Consider the following 16,402-nt stretch of genomic DNA (forward strand, 5'->3'; position numbering starts at 1 on the left):
GGCCGAGGTTGCCTCGCAGATACAACTATTTGACGAAAATTCCGTAGCCGGGGTGGAAGTCCGGCCCGGTGAGCAGCTTGTCACGTGCCTGACGTGCGTCGATGCCGTCCGCGACCATCGTGGCGGCGATCCGCCCGGTGACCAGGGGAGCGGCGAAGGAGGTGCCGTACCAGTACGCCCACAGCGCGAACGGGGTGGCGGAGCCCTCGCCGGGCAGCTGCCACTCGCCCTTGAGGTAGGTGGACGCGCGGTTGCCGATCGCGCACGCGTCGACCCAGTGGCCCCAGTTCGAGTAGAAGGCCGGGACGATCGAGCCGTCGCGTTCCTGCTGGGCCGCGGCGACGGCGGTGACCCGGCACAGCGCGGCGGGCCAGCTCGGCCGCTGCGTGCCCTGGTTGCCGGCCGAGGCGACGACCACGACGTCCTCTGGCAGCGCCTCGATCGTGCGGCGCAACGGTTCGGAGGCCACGTCGTCCTCGGTGAAGCAACCGAGGGACAGGTTCAGGACGTTGATCTTCTTCTTGCCCAGCTCGGTGATCTTGCGGCAGACCCGCTCCTCGTCGCCGAACCCGTTCGGGTCGAGGCCGGCCTCCGGGTCGAACGTCACGCCCGGCGCCGCGTTCTGGATGACGCCCGCGACGAACGTGCCGTGCCCGCCCTGCAACGCGAAGTTGTCGCCGCTGCTGTACGCGGCGTCGACGTCGTCGGCCTCCTTGGCGTACCGGCCGTCGAACCACTCGGGGTGCTCGCCGCCCGCGTCGGCGGAGATGCCCGTGTCGATGATGCCGACCCGGACGTTCTTCAGACGCTCGTCGTACTTCGGCGCCGAGACCGGGTCCGCGGGGTACGGCCGGTCGCCGGGGCTGCCCATGACGAGGCCGCCGTGGCCGACGAGCACGTGGTGCGGCTGCACGAGCGGGACGCGCTCGCCCGGCCAGGTGCGCTGGTCGCGCAACAAGCGAACAATCCGCGGCACGTCCTCCGGGTTGTTCGGCAACGTCAATCGCGCCAATCCGGCGAATCCTTCGCCCGGGCGGGCGCCAATGTTGTTTTCCCGCAGCTTTTCGATCACACGTTGTTGGTCCTCGGCCCCGACGAGCAACTGGCCGGGTCGATAAAGGAATTCACGCCCGCGTTCGGCGTGGAAGCTGATGGTCTTGTCCTCGGCGATGAGCTGCAGGAAAGCTCTTTGGTAAAGCTCCGCGCTTTCTGGCGACTTCGACACCACGGCCTCACTAAAGCAGCGTTGACGGGCACCCCGACCGAGCTTGATCAAGCTACCACAGCGGATAAAGTGTTGCCGTGACCGACTTTTGTGCGGAGGACGCGCTGGAGGCCAGGCAGCGCAACCCGCGCGCGGCCGTGGAGATGGCCCGCGCCGTCCTGCGCGCGACGGAAGATCGTTCGGAATGGTCCATCGCCGAACGCGCCATCGGCCTGGCGTTGCGGGAGATGCACGACTTCGCCGGCGCCGCCCGGCACCTGCGCCGCTCCATCCGCATCGCCGCCGAGGCCTCGCTGCCCCGCCTGCAGGCGCTGGCCCAGATGAGCCTGGCCTGGGTGCTCGCCTACACGGGCAAGCACCAGGCCGCGCTGAAGCTGCTGGACGACGCCATGCCGTCGCTGACGGGCGCCGACTCGGTGGCGGCGCTGAAGCAACGTGGCATCGTCTTCCACTACCTGACCCGCTACGACGACGCGCAACGCGACTACACCGCGGCCATCGCGGGCGCCCGTCGCGTGGGGGATCAACTGGTCGAGGCGCGCGCTCTCAACAACCGCGGCCTCGTGCGCGCGTACGTGGGGAACATGCGTGAGGCGTCGGCCGACTTCGAGCTGGCGGCCTCCCTGCTGGGCGAGCTCGGCCAGGAGCTCGGCGTCGCCGACGTGCACTGGAACGCCGGCATCATGGCGACCCGCAGCGGTGACGTGCCCGCCGCGCTGACGTTGTTCGACAAGGCCGAAGAGGTGCACCGGCGCCTCGACGTGATGCGGCCCGTGCTGCTGGTCAACCGGCTGGAACTGCTCGTCTCGGTGCCGTTGCTGGACGAGGCCCGCGCCGCGGCCGACCGCGCGATCACCGAGCTGAAAGCTTTGAAGAACCCGCTGGGCGTCTCGGAGGCCCTGTACTTCCGCGCCCGGATCGCCCTGCTGGACGACGATCCCGACGCCGCCAACGGGTTCGCCGCCGAGGCACGCCGCCGGTTCCGGCACGAGCAACGCCTGCTGTGGGCGGCCGGTGCGCGCTATCTGGAACTGCACGCGGCGGTGCTGCGCGGGGACCGTTCCCGTCCGCTGCGGCTGGCGTTGTCGCGGGTCGCCTCCGAGCTGGACGCGATGGACTGGCGGCTGCCCGCCCTGGAGGCCCGCATCGACGCCGGCCTGGTCGCCGCCGACCTGGGTCACCGGGCGCGTGCCGTCGCCGAGTTCTCCGTCGCCGCTGGTGCCCGCCTGCGCGGCCCGGCCGGCCTGCGGGTGCGCGGCTGGTACGCGGAAGCGTTGCGCCGCAAGCTTTCCGGTGACGTGCGGGGGACCTCGTCGGCGTTGCGCCGGGGGATCGGGCTGCTGGACGAGTACCGGGTGTCGCTGGGCGCGGCCGAGCTGCGGGCGTCGATCGGTGTGCAGGGCCAGGCTCTCGCGCTGGAAGGCCTGCGGCTCGCGGTGGCCTCGGGGAACGCGGCGCGTGTGCTGTCGTGGACCGAGAGCTGGCGGGCCGGGGCGTTGCGGATGAAGTCCGTGTCACCGCCGGACGATCCCCGTCTCGAGGACGCTCTGGCGTCGTTGCGCGCGGTGGCGGCGGACGTGGAATCCGCTGTGCTGGCCGGGAAACCCGCCGGTGCCCTGCGCGCCAAGCTGGTCCGCGCCGAGCAGCGCGTCCGCGACCTCACCCGTCAGGTGTCGGGCGAGGTCTCCGTCTTCAAGCCACCGCCGGTCGGCGCGCTCGGGTCCGCACTGGGGTCGTCGGCGCTGATCGAGTTCGTGGAGTACGACGGCGTGCTGATGGCCGTCGTCCTGGCCGGCGGCCGCGCCTCGCTGCACTCCCTGGGCGCCGTGGAGGGCGTGGTCCGCGAGATCCGCCTGCTCCGCTTCGCCCTGCACCGCCTCGTGACGTTGCCACCGCAGCTGCCGAACATGGCCGTGGCCCGCTCGTCGGCGTCGCACGCGGCTTCGCTGCTGGCTCGCCGTTTGCTCGATCCTCTGTCGGCGCGGATCGACGGCCGGCCTCTGGTGGTCGTGCCGACCGGTGCTCTGAACGGGCTGCCGTGGGCCGTCCTGAACCGTCAGGTGACCGTCGCGCCTTCGGCCTCGGTGTGGTTGCGCGCCACTTCGGTGCCCGATGCCTCCGGTGATGCCGTGCTGGCCGCCGGGCCGCGCATGGCCGCCGCTCCTGCCGAGATCAAGGCCATCAGCGCCCATGTCGCCGGACGCGTTCTGGTCGACGCCGAGGCGACCGTGAGCGCCGTGGCGTCCGCAATGGACGGTGCCGCGCTCGCCCACATCGCCGCGCACGGCTCGTTCCGCGTCGACAACCCGTTGTTCTCGGCTTTGGAGCTGGCCGACGGGCCGTTGACCGTCTACGACATCGAACGCCTGCGCACCCCGCCGACGCTGGTGGTGCTGTCGGCCTGCGACACCGGGCAGTCCGCTGTCCGGCCTGGTGACGAGTTGATGGGCTTCACCGCGGCACTGCTCGGCCTGGGCACCCGGACGTTGATCGCGCCGGTCGTTCCGGTGCCGACGGACGGAACGGCGCCCGTCATGGTGGAGCTGCACCAGAAGCTCGCCGCCGGGATGGCTCCGGCGGAGGCTCTGGCTGCGGTGCAACGGGCTTCCGCGGACGACGCTGCTTATGCGGCTGCGGTCGGGTTCGTGTGCTTCGGCGCGGGTTAGTGCGGTGGCGGCGTCGTGTACAGGACCAGCGCGCTCTGGCCTGAGCAGCCGATCTCGCCCGGCTGGGTCTGCACGCGGGGCGGGTGCCAGGCCTCGACCGTGCCGTTGGCGAGCCGGACTCCGTTGAGGCAGTCGCCACCGCCCGTGGCGACGACGCCGACGTTGCCGTCCTTCACGAACGCGTCGAGGCGTGGCTCCTTCCAGGGCAGCTTGCTCTCCGGGTCGACCGGCATCGGCGGAAGTTTCGCGCGCAGCTCCGCGAGCACCTCGTCGGCCGTCGGAGTGGGCGGCAGTGCGGTGAGGATCGTCTTGAGCGCTTCGGGGTAGTTCTCCGGAACGCCGGTGCGCTGGGCGGGCGGCGGGACGATCGGCCTGGCGTCGGCGGGGCAGCGGACGCGGTCGGGGCCTCCGTCGGTGACGCCGTAGTGGTTGAAGTCGGCGCGGTAGCAGGCGGTCACCGGGTCCTCGTCCCAGAGCCGGAAGCCCGTGGACTCGGAGGTGCCGGGATCGAAGACGCGGAAGAGCAGGCTGGCGCGCACCTTCTGCGGGTCGGCGGTCGGGCTGTCGGTGATCTCCAGGACCGCGAAGTACTTCTGGTCGGTGTTGCCGTACAGCGCGGAACGGGCGTAGTCGTTGGCGTCGGTGCCGCGCGGGTAGCCGATGCGTTCGGCGATCTCTCTCGCCTTCTTGTCGGTGGCGCTGTTGCCGTCCGGCTGGCCGGCGAAGAACGCGGTCGCCACGAGCGCCAGCAACAGAAGTGCTATCCCCCAGAACTTCATGACGTGACGGTAGCGCCGCGATCGCCTGGCCCGCGCGTGTACTTCTACTCAGGCATTCCAGAACGACGGCGTTTCGCTTATGGTTGCTCGTCATGACAACGAGGTCGTGGTGGGGCTGGGGCAACGTCGAGGACGCCGTCACCCCGGAAGAACGCCGTGCGCTGGTCGAGCGGGTCCGGGCCGTGCTGCCGGACGCGGACCTGACGTTCCACGAGCCACCGGACCCGTCGTCGCTGGACCTGCCCGAGTCGCGCATCGCGCCGCCGGGCGACATCTGCTCGACCGATCCCGTCGACCGGCTCGCGCACGCCCGCGGCCAGGCCTATCGCGACGTCACCCGCAACCTCGCCGGCGACGTCGGCCCGCTGCCGGACGCCGTCGCCCGGCCGCGCACCGAGCAGGACGTCGTGGACGTGCTCGACTGGTGCGGGTCCAACGATGTGGCGGTGATCCCCTTCGGTGGCGGCACTTCCGTCGTCGGCGGGGTCGAACCCCGTGACCTGGACCGGGTCGTGACACTGGACCTCGGCGGGCTGGACCGGGTGCTGGAGGTCGATCCGACCAGCCGTGCCGCGCGAATCCAGGCGGGGGTGCTGGGGCCGTCGCTGGAAGCGCAGTTGAAGGAACACGGGCTGACGTTGCGGCACTTCCCGCAGTCGTTCGAGTTCTCGACGCTCGGCGGCTGGCTCGCGACGCGCGCCGGTGGTCACTACGCCACGCTCTACACGCACATCGACGACCTGACCGAGTCGCTGCGGGTCGTGACGCCGAGCGGGATCTCCGAGTCGCGCCGGCTGCCGGGGTCGGGCGCGGGGCCGTCGCCGGACCGGCTCTTCCTGGGCTCCGAGGGCACTCTGGGCGTGATCACCGAGGCGTGGATGCGGCTGCAGGAGCCGCCGGTCCACCGTGCGGGCGCCTCGGTGCGGTTCGCGTCGTGGGAACGGGCCGTCGAGGCGACGCGGCTGATCGCGCAGTCCGGGCTGCACCCCGCCAACTGCCGGCTGCTGGACCCGGCGGAGGCGTTCCTCAACGCCGGGTCGCCGTCGTCCGTGCTGGTGCTGGCCTTCGAGTCCGCCGACCACCCCGTCGACGCGCTGCTCGCCCGTGCGCTGGAGCTCTGCGGCGACGGCGAGGTCGTCGAGGGAGCGGCGGGGCGGTGGCGGAAGTCGTTCCTGCGCATGCCCTACCAGCGCGACGCGATGGCCCAGCACGCGATGATCACCGAGACGTTCGAGACGGCCTGCACCTGGGACCGCTTCTCCGAACTGCACGCGGCGGTGACGCAGGCGGCGACCGAGGCGCTCAAGAAGGTGTGCGGCATCGGCATCGTCACGTGCCGCTTCACCCACGTCTACCCGGACGGCCCCGCGCCGTACTACGGCATCTACGCGCCGGGCCGCTGGGGCAGCCTCACCGCGCAATGGGACGAGATCAAGGCCGCGGTCTCGGAGGCGTTGATCGAGTCGGGCGGCACGATCACGCACCACCACTCCGTCGGCCGCGACCACATGCCCTGGTACACGCGCCAACGGCCGGACGTCTTCGGCGCGGCCCTGTCCGGTGCCAAGGCCGCGCTGGACCCTCAGGGCGTGCTCAACCCCGGCGTCCTCACCACACGATCGACCTGAGGATCAGTGCCGCGATGAACACCACCGTGAACGCGAGGTCCAGCCCGAACCCGCCGAACCGCACCGGCGGCAACACCTTGCGCACCGGCGACAGCACGGGCTCCGTGACACCGTGCGTCACCCGCCGCACCTGCCACACCCAGTCACCGCGCGCCTGCAGCGTGACCGCCCAGTCCACGATCATCCGGCCGATCATCACGAGGATGAACAGCGTCAAGATCCAACCGACGATCCATCCGACCAAGCCGAACAAGATGGCCTCCTTATGTCCTGTATGTCCATGAAGCCACACGAAACTGAGAGGCGCCTGGCAACTCGCTGAGACAGTATTCAGCGAATGGCGTACGACGAGGGCCTCGCCCACCGCCTGGGCGAGTCGCTGGGCGACCTCCCAGACCTGAGCACCAGGAAGATGTTCGGCAGCCTGGTGTTCATGTGGCGAGGAAACATGCTGGTAGGAGCGCTGGGCTCGGACCTGATAGCCCGCGTGGGCCCGGACGCGCAGGCCGACGCGCTGGCCCAGCCGGGCGCCCGCGTCTTCGACTTCACCGGCCGGCCGATGAACGGCTGGGTGGTCGTCGACGGCGAGGCGGTGGCGGAGGACGAGGCGCTGGAGGACTGGATCGCGCGGTGCCGCGAGTTCGTGGAAGCGCTGCCGCCGAAGTGATCGAACGGATGCGAGAAGCACTGACCGGCTTCCGCGACATCAGTGAGATCGAGACGTCCGGCGGGGTGTTGTTCGAGTGGGCGGGTGACGCGCTCGCCGGCGTGATGGACGGTGAACTCGTCGTGCGCGCCGAGGGAGGCGGCTGGGCGCCGGTGACGGGCGATCTGGACGAGTGCCTGGGCCGGGCGGCCGAGGTTGTGATCGACGAGTGCTTGGTGCGCTGGCACAGCGAGCTTCGCGCCGGCGGCCTCGACGCGTACCAGGCCATGCTCGCCCTCGTCCGCCACGACCCGGAACGCGAGCAGTTGCAGCGCATCCTGCTCGGCGTGACCCGTGGTGCCGACCGGGATCTCGCCCAGCTCGCCGTCACGTGCCTGGGACACGTCGGCCGCACCGAGCCGTAGCCGCTTGTCCCTTTTCTCCCGACCTTCGGACGTGTCGAGCCGAAAATCCCCTACGTAGCGTGCGCTCGGGATTCCGAGAGGGGAACGACAAGTGCGAAGAGTTCTGGCGGGAGCAGCGGCGCTCGCGCTCATCAGCGCGGGCATGGTCACACCGGCGACCGCGACGCCGCCCGCGCAGCCCGAAGTGCAGGAGACGCGGCAGTCCGACGAGCAGCCGCACGAGCTCGAGATCAAGCGCCGCGCGTTGAAGCAGCAGGCGCTCGCCGACGTGCTGACCGGTCAGAAGTCGACGGAGAAGCGGGGGACCAGCACCGTCGCCAAGGTCGGCAAGAGCAAGAAGCAGGACAAGGACCAGTACGTCGAGCTCAAGCGGGAGAAGACCGACAAGATCTTCGTGATCCTCACGGAGTTCGGCAACGAGCGGCACCCCGACTACCCCGACCGCGACACGAACCCCGCCACGCCGGGGCCGCAGCGGTTCGACGGGCCTGCGCACAACCAGATCCCCGAGCCGAACCGGGCCGTCGACAACACGACGATCTGGCGCAAGGACTTCAGCCAGAAGTACTTCCAGGACCTGTACTTCAGCCGCAAGAAGGACGCCAACTCCGTCGCGAACTTCTACGACAAGCAGTCCAGCGGCCGCTACACGGTCAACGGACTCGTCACGGACTGGGTGAAGGTCAAGTACAACGAGGCGCGCTACGGCCGCAGCAACGGCTACCCGTGCAACGACAACATCTGCAACAACTCGCGTGAGCTCATCAAGGACGCCGTCACGCAGTGGGTCGCGGACCAGAAGGCCGCCGGCAAGACCGACGCGCAGATCAAGGCGTCGCTGGCCGAGTACGACGTGTGGGACCGCTACGACTACGACTCCGACGGCGACTTCAACGAGGCCGACGGCTACATCGACCACTTCCAGATCGTGCACGCCGGTGGCGACCAGGCCGACGGTGACCCGTTGCAGGGTGAGGACGCGCTCTGGAGCCACCGCGGTTACGCGTACAAGAACTACACGTCCGGTCCTGGCAGCAACAAGCTCGGTGGCGCGCAGATCGGTGACACCGGCCTGTGGGTCGGCGACTACACCGTGCAGCCCGAGAACGGCGGCGTGAGCGTCTTCGCGCACGAGTTCGGCCACGACCTCGGCCTGCCGGACCACTACGACACCAACGGCGGCACGAACGGCGTCAACTGGTGGTCGATCATGGCCCAGAACCGGGTGAACGCCCCCGGCGAGGCTCCCGGTGAGCGCGCCAACGAGTTCTCCGCGTGGGACAAGCTGCAGCTCGGCTGGCTCGACTACGAGGTCGCGGTCGCCGGACAGGAACGCGTCTTCGACCTCGGCCCGCACGAGTACAACAGCGCCAAGGCCCAGGGGCTCGTCGTCGTCCTGCCGGACATCTCGAAGAACTTCGACTACGGCGCTCCCTTCGCGGGCAGCAAGATGTGGTGGAGCGAGAAGGGCAACGACCTCGACCACTCCATGACGGCCCCGCTCGACCTGCGCGGCAAGACCAGCGCGTCACTCACCCTCAAGGCCCGCTTCGACATCGAGGCCGACTACGACTACCTCTACGTCGAAGCGTCCAATGAGGACGGCAGCTGGACGCAGCTCGACGGCACGGCCGGCGGTCAGCCGTTCGCGCGCGACTCCGGCGACTCGCCCGCGATCAGCAGCTCGTCGGACAACCAGTGGGTCGACGTGAACGTGTCGCTCGACGCGTACGCCGGCAAGAACACCAAGCTGCGCTTCGCCTACCGCACCGACGGAGCCCTTGCGCTGCAGGGCTTCTTCGCCGACCAGATCACGGTGACCGCGGACGGCGCCCCGGTGCTGACCGACGGCGGCGAGACCGCCGGGCTGTGGACCACGCGTGGCTTCCGCACGACCGAGGGCAAGGAAACGAAGGCGTTCGACCAGTTCTACATCGCCTCGAACCGCACCTACGAGTCGTACGGCAAGTACAACCAGACCGGCCCGTACCGCTACAGCTTCCCGGACAAGCCCGACTTCGTGGAGCACTTCCCGTACCAGGACGGCCTGCTGGTGTCGTTGTGGAACACGAGCTTCCTCGACAACAACGTCAGCGAGCACCCCGGTGAGGGCCTGATCCTGCCGATCGACGCCAACCCGGCGCCGCTCTACAACCTGGAGGGTCAGCGCTGGTCGCCGACCGTCAGCGGCTACGACGCGCCGTTCTCGCTGCAGAAGTCGGACTCCTTCACGTTGCACGTCAACGGCAAGGCGTCCTACGTCCGCGGCGCGGCGGCCCAGCCGACGTTCGACGACACCAAGCAGTTCTGGTACGCCGAGCAGCCGAACGCGGGTGTGAAGCTGCCCGCCGTCGGTGTCGGCCTGAAGGTTCTGCGTCAGAGCGGCACGTCGATGACGGTGAAGTTGTACAAGACGAAGTAGCGTCGAACGCATGACCGCTGCTGAAGACATGCTGGCCGTCGCCGTCGAAGAGGCGCGGATGGGACTCGCCGAAGGCGGGATCCCCATCGGCGCGGCACTCTTCGACGGCGACGGCCGTCTGCTGGGCCGGGGCCACAACCGGCGAGTGCAGGACGGCGACGCCTCGATGCACGCGGAGACCTCGGCCTTCCGCAACGCCGGCCGTCAGCGCAGCTATCGCGGCACGACCATGGTCACGACCCTGTCGCCGTGCTGGTACTGCAGCGGCCTGGTCCGCCAGTTCGGCATCTCGAACGTCCTGATCGGCGAGGCCACGACCTTCCACGGCGGCCACGACTGGCTGGCCGAGCACGGCGTGGGCGTCACCGTCGTCGAGGATCCCGCGCTGGTCGAGCTGATGACGACGTTCATCGCCGAGCGCCCCGAGCTCTGGTACGAGGACATCGGCCAGGATTAACGTGGGACGCATGGCTTCTGTGCTGATCACCTCGGCCGCCACGCCGGACTCGCTCGACGTGCTGGTCAACCACGGCGGAGCGGCGGAGGAGACCTTCGAGGGCGCCCTCGAAGGCGCGGCCCGCGTCCTGCAGGCCTACCTGCCGTTGCTGGAACGGTCCGCCGCCCCGGTCGTGGTGAACGTCAGCGGCCCCCAGGACTCGCCGTCCGCGGCCGCGGTCAACGTGGTCACGGTGCAGTACGCGAAGGCGTTCCCCCGGATGCGGATCAACGCAGCCGAGCAGGACACCGGTGCCGTCGAGCGGCTGACGCGGATCGGACCGGACGGCCCGACCGGCGGTTACTTCGCCGAGTAGCGCTCCAGGGCCTCGTCCATCGATCCCAGGATCGTGAAGACCGCGTCCAGCCCGGTCGCCTCGATCGGGCGCAACGCGGCCCGCGACGACGCCACCACGACGAACTCGACGCCGGCGTTCGAAGCACGCTGCTGGCCGAGGACGAGAGCCTCCAGCCCGGCGGAACCCAGGAACTTCACGCCGCCGAGGTCCACGACGATGGCTCGCTGGCCCTCCGCCACGTTGTCCGCGAGTGGTCCGGTCAACTCGCCACTGGACGTGGTGTCCAGCTCGCCGGACACGTGCAGCACGGGGACGTCCGGTGCGATCCGGTCGGCGACCACGGTGGCCAGAGCGGTGGGGTCAGGCACGCGATCTCCTTCAGTCGGTCAGCACCCCACGTTAACCCGGCTCGAAACCGGCGTTCGACGACCCCTCAGCGAGGTGCGGCCGGCCTGCTGGGAAACGTGGACGTGCTGGGTCAGGCGGGCGTGCAGTTCGTGGCACGCGGTGAAGCCGAGACGGATGTCGTCGGGCGGGCACTGGACGGGCAGCAGCTGCGCGAACGGGTCACCGCCGATGGTGTCGACCGCGGTCAGGAACCCGACCAGGGCGCCGACCAGTCGCCGGTGCAGGCCGAACAACGACAGCGCGTTCGCGAGGGCCAGGGTCGGCGCGGGCATTTCGTCGACGCCGACGGACGGTTCCAGATCGCGCAACGTCACGGTGAACAGCACCGAATGCGTCCGCTCGGAACGCGTGCCGTACGCGTCGCCCTGGATGTCGCGCAGCACCGACCGCATCTCGCGGCGCGGCTGCCAGAACGCGTGGTGCGTGCGGAGTTCCGCCAGTCCCTCCGCCGGCAACGCGGCGGGTGAGGTGACCTCGGTCAGCGACCGCAGCGCCTCTTCCCAGCGCGTCTCCAGGGCGGCGTGGAACTGGGCCAGCGCGGGGTGGTCCTCCCAGCCGGCGGCGACGTCGTCGAAGCCGCGCATCCGCAGCTCGTAGCAGATCCACAGCGACAGCTGCAGGTCGTCGTCGAGCCACGCGTCCCTGGTGCCGCCGCTGACGAGCAGCGCGGGCCGCGGCGGGGGCGGCAGTCGCAGCGCTGCGACCAGGGCGGAGCTCATGTGGCCGCGGGGACCGGGGAGGCGCATCAGGTTTCCTCACGCGTTCGGGCGATCAGCATGTCCACAAGGGACTCGGGGTCCGGGCAGCGTCGTTGTCGAGCGGCACCGCAGCCGTTGTGGCGCAACCAGTCCAACTGGTGCTCCACAGTAGACAGAGTGCCACGATCGCGCAGTGCGACCGCGACGTGCTCGACGAGCGAGATCGCCCGGTCGAACGCGGGGGAGAGTTTTCCGGTGTGTGGATCGGCGGCCAGTCCGTCGACCCCGTCGCGCGACGCCCGCCAATATGCCGCTCGCAGCACGGAATCGTCCACCCGCTGTTCGGAGGGTTCCGTCACGACGAGGGCACGGATCAACTCCGCGAGAACCGCGACTTCCGTTGCCAGCTGCGGAATGTCCGCGACGCGCACCTCAACCGTCGGATGATCGGCGGAGGGGCGGACGTCCCAGTACACCATCGCCCTGTCCATCAACGCTTCCGAGCTGATCAACGCGTCGACGGTCCGGTCGTAGTCGGCGGGCCCGTTCCAGAACGGCGGCGGTCCGCTCACCGGCCAGCGCGACCACACCATCGACCGCCAGCTCGCGTACCCGGTGTCCTCTCCCTGGGAGTACGGGGAGTTCGCGCTCAGTGCGAGCAACGTCGGCAGCCACGCCCGCAGCTTGTTCGACGCCGCCAATGCTTCGGACTTCGATGAAACACCCACGTGCACATGCAATCCGCACGCGCCCGTTCCCGATACAAGTCTTCGGTGGGAGTACTCGATCCGGTGATAGCGGGGGTCATCCGATCCGGGAGGGGGACCGGCCTCACCGATCGGCGGCATGCCCGTCGCCACGAGCCGGCACCCGGCCTCGTCGGCGGCGTCGACGAGCACTCGTCGTCCCTGCCGCACCTGGTCGGTCAGTTCCTCGAAGGACGAGGTGACTCCGGTGGCCACCTCGATCTGGAACGGCGTCAGCTCGCCCTGCACGTCGAGGTCGCCGGGCGCGCTGGAGATCTCCCTGACCCGGGGTGCCAGTGCCACCGGCCGCCGCGAATCGGGATCTACCAGCAGGAACTCCTGTTCCACGCCGACCGTGTAGTGATTCATCGCGGAGCGGGTACCCGCGTTTCATGGTGATCAATCTCGGAGTGGCCAGATGAGACTGAGGCGCAGCAGGACCGCCGGTCCCGGGTGGACCCGCCGCAGGCACGGCCACGGTTTCCGCTACCTGGACGAGTCGGGCTCACCACTGCCCAAAGAGGACGTGGCACGGGTGAAAGCGCTGGTCATCCCACCGGCGTGGCAGGACGTGTGGATCTCGCCGCACCCCAACGGCCACATCCAGGCCGTGGGCGTGGACGACGCCGGCCGCCGCCAGTACCTCTACCACGAGCAATGGCGGACCGACCGCGACACGGAGAAGTTCGTCCGGGTGCTGAAGCTCGCCCCGAAGCTCGGCGGGTTCCGCGAGCAGATCGAGAAGGACATGAGGGCGCGCGGCCCCAGGCGGTTGCTCGCGATCGCGTTGCGGATGCTCGATCTGGGCATCTTCCGCGTCGGCAGCGAGGAGTACGTGGAGGAGAACGGCTCGCACGGCGTCTCGACCCTGCTGTGCGAACACCTGTCGGTGACCGGGGATCGGGTCCGGTTCCGGTTTCCCGCCAAGTCCGGCGTAGCGGTCGACGAGGAGGTCACCGACCCGCGGCTCGCGCGGGCCGTCCGGTCGCTCGTCAAGGACAAGTCACCGGACTGCCGGGTCTTCGACCTCACCGCCGACGACGTCAACGAGCGATTCCGCGAACTGGTCGGCGACGAGTTCAGCGTGAAGGACCTGCGCACCTGGCACGCCACGGTGTTCGCCGCCCAGGCCTTCGCGGCGCAGCCCAAGCCGTCGAAACGAGCGGTCAGCCTGGTCATGAAGGAGGTCGCCGGGAACCTGGGCAACACGCCGTCGGTGGCGCGGAAGTCCTACGTCGACCCGCGCCTGGTCGACGCGTTCGAGCGGGGCGAGGTCATCGGCCGGGGCGATCCGGAACGAGCGGTGCGCAGGCTGCTCAGGCGGCCTTGAGGGCGGCCCGGTCGCACTGCCGGCACCACGCGGCACCCTGCGCCGCGGCCAGCGACGCGAACCCGGCGAACAGGTGCAGCGCGTTGCTGCCGGGGTTGACGTTCAGGAAGTTGACGACCTCGTCGTCGTAGCGCGCGAGGCCCAGCCCGAACAGCACCAGGAACGCCACCGCGACCAGCAGGCCCGTCCCGCTCAGCGCCTTAAGCCGGGGGACGGCGAGGAGCAGCGCGGCACCGAAAACGAGGTGGATGACGTTCTGCAACGGGTTGACGCGCAGGCCGAGGATCCAGGTCTCGGATTCGCCGGCGAAGGAGGAGAAGCCGGTCACGAAGAAACCGGCCACGCCCCACAGCACGAGCAGCGCGCCGGTGCCGATCGCCAGCTTCTGGGGCCACCGCAACCGGTTCATGAGGTCAGTATCGCCAGAACCGGACATTCTCGCTCGCTCATTTCACTCTTCCGCCAACAGGTCGTGTCGCAGCTGCTCCAGTGACTTGGTGAGCAGCCGCGACACGTGCATCTGGGAGATGCCCACGCGGCGGGCGATCTCGGTCTGGGTGAGCCGGCCGAAGAACCGCAGGACCACGATGGTCCGTTCGCGCCGGGGAAGGCCCCGCAGCATCGGCTGCAGGGCCTCGTGGATCTCGACGCCTTCCAGCGCCGGGTCGTCGACGGTCGAGCCCTCCAGCGAGTCGAGCGGCGCGAACGCCACGTTCTTCTCGATCCGCAGGCCCTCGTAGACGTCGGTGAGCGACACCCCCAGGTGCCGGGCGATCTCGGAGGGAGTGGGAGATCGCCCGGTGCGGTGCGACAGTTCGGCGGTGGCTCCGTCGATCGAGTCGCACAGCTCTTTCAACCTGCGGGGGACCCGCACCGCCCAGCACTGGTCGCGGAAGTGGCGCCGCACCTCGCCGGTGATCGTGGGCACGGCGTAGGACAGGAAGTCCGTCTGCCGGCCCACGTCGAACCGGTCGATGGCGTTGATCAGGCCGACCGCCGCCACCTGCGCGAGGTCTTCGATGGGCTCGCCGCGTTCGCTGAAGCGGCGGGCGATGTGCCGGGCGAGGGGGAGGTACTCGCGCACGAGCCGGTCCCGCAGTGCGTAGTAGCACCGCGAGTCACGGGAGGTGCGGGCGAGTTCCTCGAACGCCGCGTGCTGGTCCGGCGTCAACGCGCACCGCGATCAGACCTGCGGCGGCGGCGTGACGTCGCCACGCCAGGCACCGGTCTCGGTACCGCGGTTCTCGATGAACTCCTTGAACCGCTTCAGGTCGCCCTCGATCCGGTGGCCGACCACGCCGAGCGCGGCTCCGGCCTTCTCGGTGAGGGTCTCGGGCTCGTACTCCATCTGGAGGTGCACCCGAGTCGTCTCGTTGTCGATGCGGTGGAACGTCACCACGCCGCCCTGCGGCGGGCCCTCGACCGACGTCCACGCGACGCGCTCGTCCGCGTGCTGTTCGGTGATCTCCGCGTCGAACTCGCGGACGATCCCGCCGATCTTCGTCGTCCAGTGGGTCCTGGTCGGCGTGACCTGGTCGATCTTCTCCACGCCGTCCATGAACGCCGGGAAGGACTCGAACTGGGTCCACTGGTTGTACGCCGTGCTCACTGGCACTAGGACGTCCACCGACTTCTCAATGGTGGTCACAAAACCTCCTCGATCGGTTGTCGTCATCAGGTGAGTACCCGTGTCACGCCGCGTTACACATCCGACACTTGTCTACAGTGGACGGTCACGCTGAGTGTTGGTCCAATCGCCATCTGCGCATCACGAATTCGCCCACAGTGGTCAAATCGCTATGTGATCCATGTAACAGGGACGGCATACTGCGCGGTATGTCAGGGGCCCTAGGAGGCGCTGGTGCTCGAGGCGAACAACCTTGAGGTTGTCTACGACGACGTGATGCTGGTGCTCCGGGGCGTGAGCCTCAAGGTGCCCCAGGGCAAGGTCGTGGCTCTGCTCGGAGCGAACGGAGCTGGGAAAACGACGTTGATGAGGGCCTTCAGCGGCCTGCTCGACGTGCACGACGGCAAGGTCACCAAGGGCTCGATCACGCTCGACGGTGAACCGATTCACCGCCTCCCACCGGCGAAGATCGCCGACCGAGGCATCAAACAGGCCCTGGAGGGCCGCAGAATCCTCGCCGAGCTGACCGTCGAGGAGAACCTCAAGGTCGGAGGTCACGCGAGACCCAAGCGGCTCAAGCAGAACCTGGACCGCTGCTACGAGCTCTTCCCGCGACTCCTCGAAAGACGAAGACAGAGCGCGGGCTACCTGTCCGGCGGCGAGCAGCAGATGCTCTCGATCGGCCGGGCGCTGATGTCGGAACCGTCCTACCTGCTGCTGGACGAACCCAGCCTCGGCCTCGCGCCGTTGCTGGTGCAGCAGATCCGCGACCTCGTCGTGAAGATCAACGAACAGGGCACCACCGTCCTGCTGGTGGAACAGAACGCCAGCATGGCGCTCTCCATCGCCGACCACGGCTACGTGCTGGAGACCGGCAAGGTCGTCATGGACAAGCCGGCGGACGCACTGCTCGCCGACGACGACATCCGCGAGTTCTACCTCGGCCTCGGCACCTCCTCGTTCCGTGCGGTCAAGCACTACAAGCGCAGGAAGAGGTGGTTGTCTTGA

The 16,402-nt window shown here is 69.2% G+C and carries 19 protein-coding genes; 10 read left to right on the forward strand and 9 right to left on the reverse strand.

From position 1 onward, the window contains the following. Positions 1-25 precede the first annotated feature (25 nt). Positions 26-913 carry a S8 family serine peptidase gene (locus ACH413_RS25295; protein WP_360032390.1) on the reverse strand — a complete coding sequence of 296 codons (888 nt, stop codon included), beginning with the start codon at positions 911-913 and terminating at the stop codon, positions 26-28. Between ACH413_RS25295 and ACH413_RS25300 the strand changes: the two genes are divergently transcribed. Both ACH413_RS25300 and ACH413_RS25305 read left to right on the forward strand, forming a co-directional pair. Next, positions 884-1,306, forward strand: a complete 423-nt coding sequence (locus ACH413_RS25300; protein WP_360032387.1) for a hypothetical protein — start codon at positions 884-886, stop codon at positions 1,304-1,306. The genes ACH413_RS25295 and ACH413_RS25300 overlap by 30 nt on opposite strands. Beyond that, entirely contained in the window at positions 1,303-3,891 is a 2,589-nt protein-coding gene (locus ACH413_RS25305; protein ID WP_360032384.1) for a CHAT domain-containing tetratricopeptide repeat protein, read from the forward strand. Before ACH413_RS25300 ends, ACH413_RS25305 begins: the two co-directional genes overlap by 4 nt. Here ACH413_RS25305 and ACH413_RS25310 read toward each other — a convergent pair. Beyond that, the gene (locus tag ACH413_RS25310; RefSeq protein ID WP_360032381.1) at positions 3,888-4,670 is read right to left on the reverse strand and encodes a hypothetical protein; all 783 of its coding nucleotides are present in this window, start codon (positions 4,668-4,670) and stop codon (positions 3,888-3,890) included. The two genes, ACH413_RS25305 and ACH413_RS25310, sit on opposite strands and share 4 nt — an antisense overlap. A gap of 92 nt (positions 4,671-4,762) precedes the next feature. Between ACH413_RS25310 and ACH413_RS25315 the strand changes: the two genes are divergently transcribed. Beyond that, positions 4,763-6,298 carry an FAD-binding oxidoreductase gene (locus ACH413_RS25315; RefSeq protein ID WP_360032378.1) on the forward strand — a complete coding sequence of 512 codons (1,536 nt, stop codon included), beginning with the start codon at positions 4,763-4,765 and terminating at the stop codon, positions 6,296-6,298. Here the strand turns inward: ACH413_RS25315 and ACH413_RS25320 are convergent. Beyond that, complete coding sequence (locus tag ACH413_RS25320) at positions 6,279-6,551, reverse strand: YggT family protein (RefSeq protein WP_360032375.1); 273 nt, start codon at positions 6,549-6,551, stop codon at positions 6,279-6,281. The two genes, ACH413_RS25315 and ACH413_RS25320, sit on opposite strands and share 20 nt — an antisense overlap. Positions 6,552-6,635: 84 nt before the next feature. On the opposite strand from ACH413_RS25320, the gene ACH413_RS25325 reads away from it, so the two are divergent. The 5 genes from ACH413_RS25325 (at position 6,636) to ACH413_RS25345 (ending at position 10,603) form a co-directional block, all read left to right on the forward strand. After that, positions 6,636-6,965: a TfoX/Sxy family protein gene (locus ACH413_RS25325; protein WP_360032372.1), complete on the forward strand. Its 330-nt coding sequence runs from the start codon at positions 6,636-6,638 to the stop codon at positions 6,963-6,965. An 8-nt stretch (positions 6,966-6,973) separates the two neighbouring features. Beyond that, a complete protein-coding gene (locus ACH413_RS25330; protein ID WP_360032369.1) occupies positions 6,974-7,369 on the forward strand; it encodes a hypothetical protein in 396 nt (131 codons plus the stop codon). Between the two features lie 91 nt (positions 7,370-7,460). Next, positions 7,461-9,791, forward strand: a complete 2,331-nt coding sequence (locus ACH413_RS25335) for an immune inhibitor A domain-containing protein (protein WP_360032366.1) — start codon at positions 7,461-7,463, stop codon at positions 9,789-9,791. A gap of 10 nt (positions 9,792-9,801) precedes the next feature. Then, entirely contained in the window at positions 9,802-10,248 is a 447-nt protein-coding gene (locus ACH413_RS25340) for a nucleoside deaminase (RefSeq protein WP_360032363.1), read from the forward strand. A 10-nt stretch (positions 10,249-10,258) separates the two neighbouring features. Next, positions 10,259-10,603: a hypothetical protein gene (locus ACH413_RS25345; RefSeq protein ID WP_360032360.1), complete on the forward strand. Its 345-nt coding sequence runs from the start codon at positions 10,259-10,261 to the stop codon at positions 10,601-10,603. On the opposite strand, the gene ACH413_RS25350 is transcribed toward ACH413_RS25345, so the two are convergent. From ACH413_RS25350 to ACH413_RS25360, 3 genes are read right to left on the reverse strand one after another with little or no spacing between them, the layout of a single operon-like run. Beyond that, positions 10,588-10,953, reverse strand: a complete 366-nt coding sequence (locus ACH413_RS25350) for an STAS domain-containing protein (RefSeq protein ID WP_360032357.1) — start codon at positions 10,951-10,953, stop codon at positions 10,588-10,590. The two genes, ACH413_RS25345 and ACH413_RS25350, sit on opposite strands and share 16 nt — an antisense overlap. 18 nt (positions 10,954-10,971) lie before the next feature. After that, on the reverse strand, positions 10,972-11,739 hold the full coding sequence (locus ACH413_RS25355; protein ID WP_360032354.1) for an iron-containing redox enzyme family protein: 768 nt from the start codon (positions 11,737-11,739) through the stop codon (positions 10,972-10,974). After that, the gene (locus tag ACH413_RS25360; RefSeq protein WP_360032351.1) at positions 11,739-12,806 is read right to left on the reverse strand and encodes a glutamate--cysteine ligase; all 1,068 of its coding nucleotides are present in this window, start codon (positions 12,804-12,806) and stop codon (positions 11,739-11,741) included. Before ACH413_RS25360 ends, ACH413_RS25355 begins: the two co-directional genes overlap by 1 nt. A gap of 49 nt (positions 12,807-12,855) precedes the next feature. Here ACH413_RS25360 and ACH413_RS25365 point away from each other — a divergent pair, with 49 nt between their 5' ends. After that, the gene (locus ACH413_RS25365; RefSeq protein WP_360032348.1) at positions 12,856-13,767 is read left to right on the forward strand and encodes a DNA topoisomerase IB; all 912 of its coding nucleotides are present in this window, start codon (positions 12,856-12,858) and stop codon (positions 13,765-13,767) included. Here ACH413_RS25365 and ACH413_RS25370 read toward each other — a convergent pair. The 3 genes from ACH413_RS25370 to ACH413_RS25380 are packed head-to-tail and all read right to left on the reverse strand — an operon-like array spanning position 13,754 to position 15,415. After that, on the reverse strand, positions 13,754-14,176 hold the full coding sequence (locus tag ACH413_RS25370; protein WP_360032345.1) for a DUF4383 domain-containing protein: 423 nt from the start codon (positions 14,174-14,176) through the stop codon (positions 13,754-13,756). The genes ACH413_RS25365 and ACH413_RS25370 overlap by 14 nt on opposite strands. A gap of 42 nt (positions 14,177-14,218) precedes the next feature. Continuing rightward, positions 14,219-14,938: a SigB/SigF/SigG family RNA polymerase sigma factor gene (locus ACH413_RS25375; RefSeq protein WP_093604823.1), complete on the reverse strand. Its 720-nt coding sequence runs from the start codon at positions 14,936-14,938 to the stop codon at positions 14,219-14,221. A gap of 12 nt (positions 14,939-14,950) precedes the next feature. Beyond that, positions 14,951-15,415 (reverse strand): SRPBCC family protein, encoded by a 465-nt coding sequence (locus ACH413_RS25380; RefSeq protein WP_360032342.1) that lies wholly within the window; start codon positions 15,413-15,415, stop codon positions 14,951-14,953. Positions 15,416-15,625: 210 nt separating this feature from the next. Here ACH413_RS25380 and ACH413_RS25385 point away from each other — a divergent pair, with 210 nt between their 5' ends. Continuing rightward, a complete protein-coding gene (locus tag ACH413_RS25385) occupies positions 15,626-16,402 on the forward strand; it encodes an ABC transporter ATP-binding protein (protein ID WP_396425301.1) in 777 nt (258 codons plus the stop codon).

It is taken from the genome of Lentzea sp. NPDC020367, assembly GCF_044387305.1.
GTDB lineage: Bacteria > Actinomycetota > Actinomycetes > Mycobacteriales > Pseudonocardiaceae > Lentzea.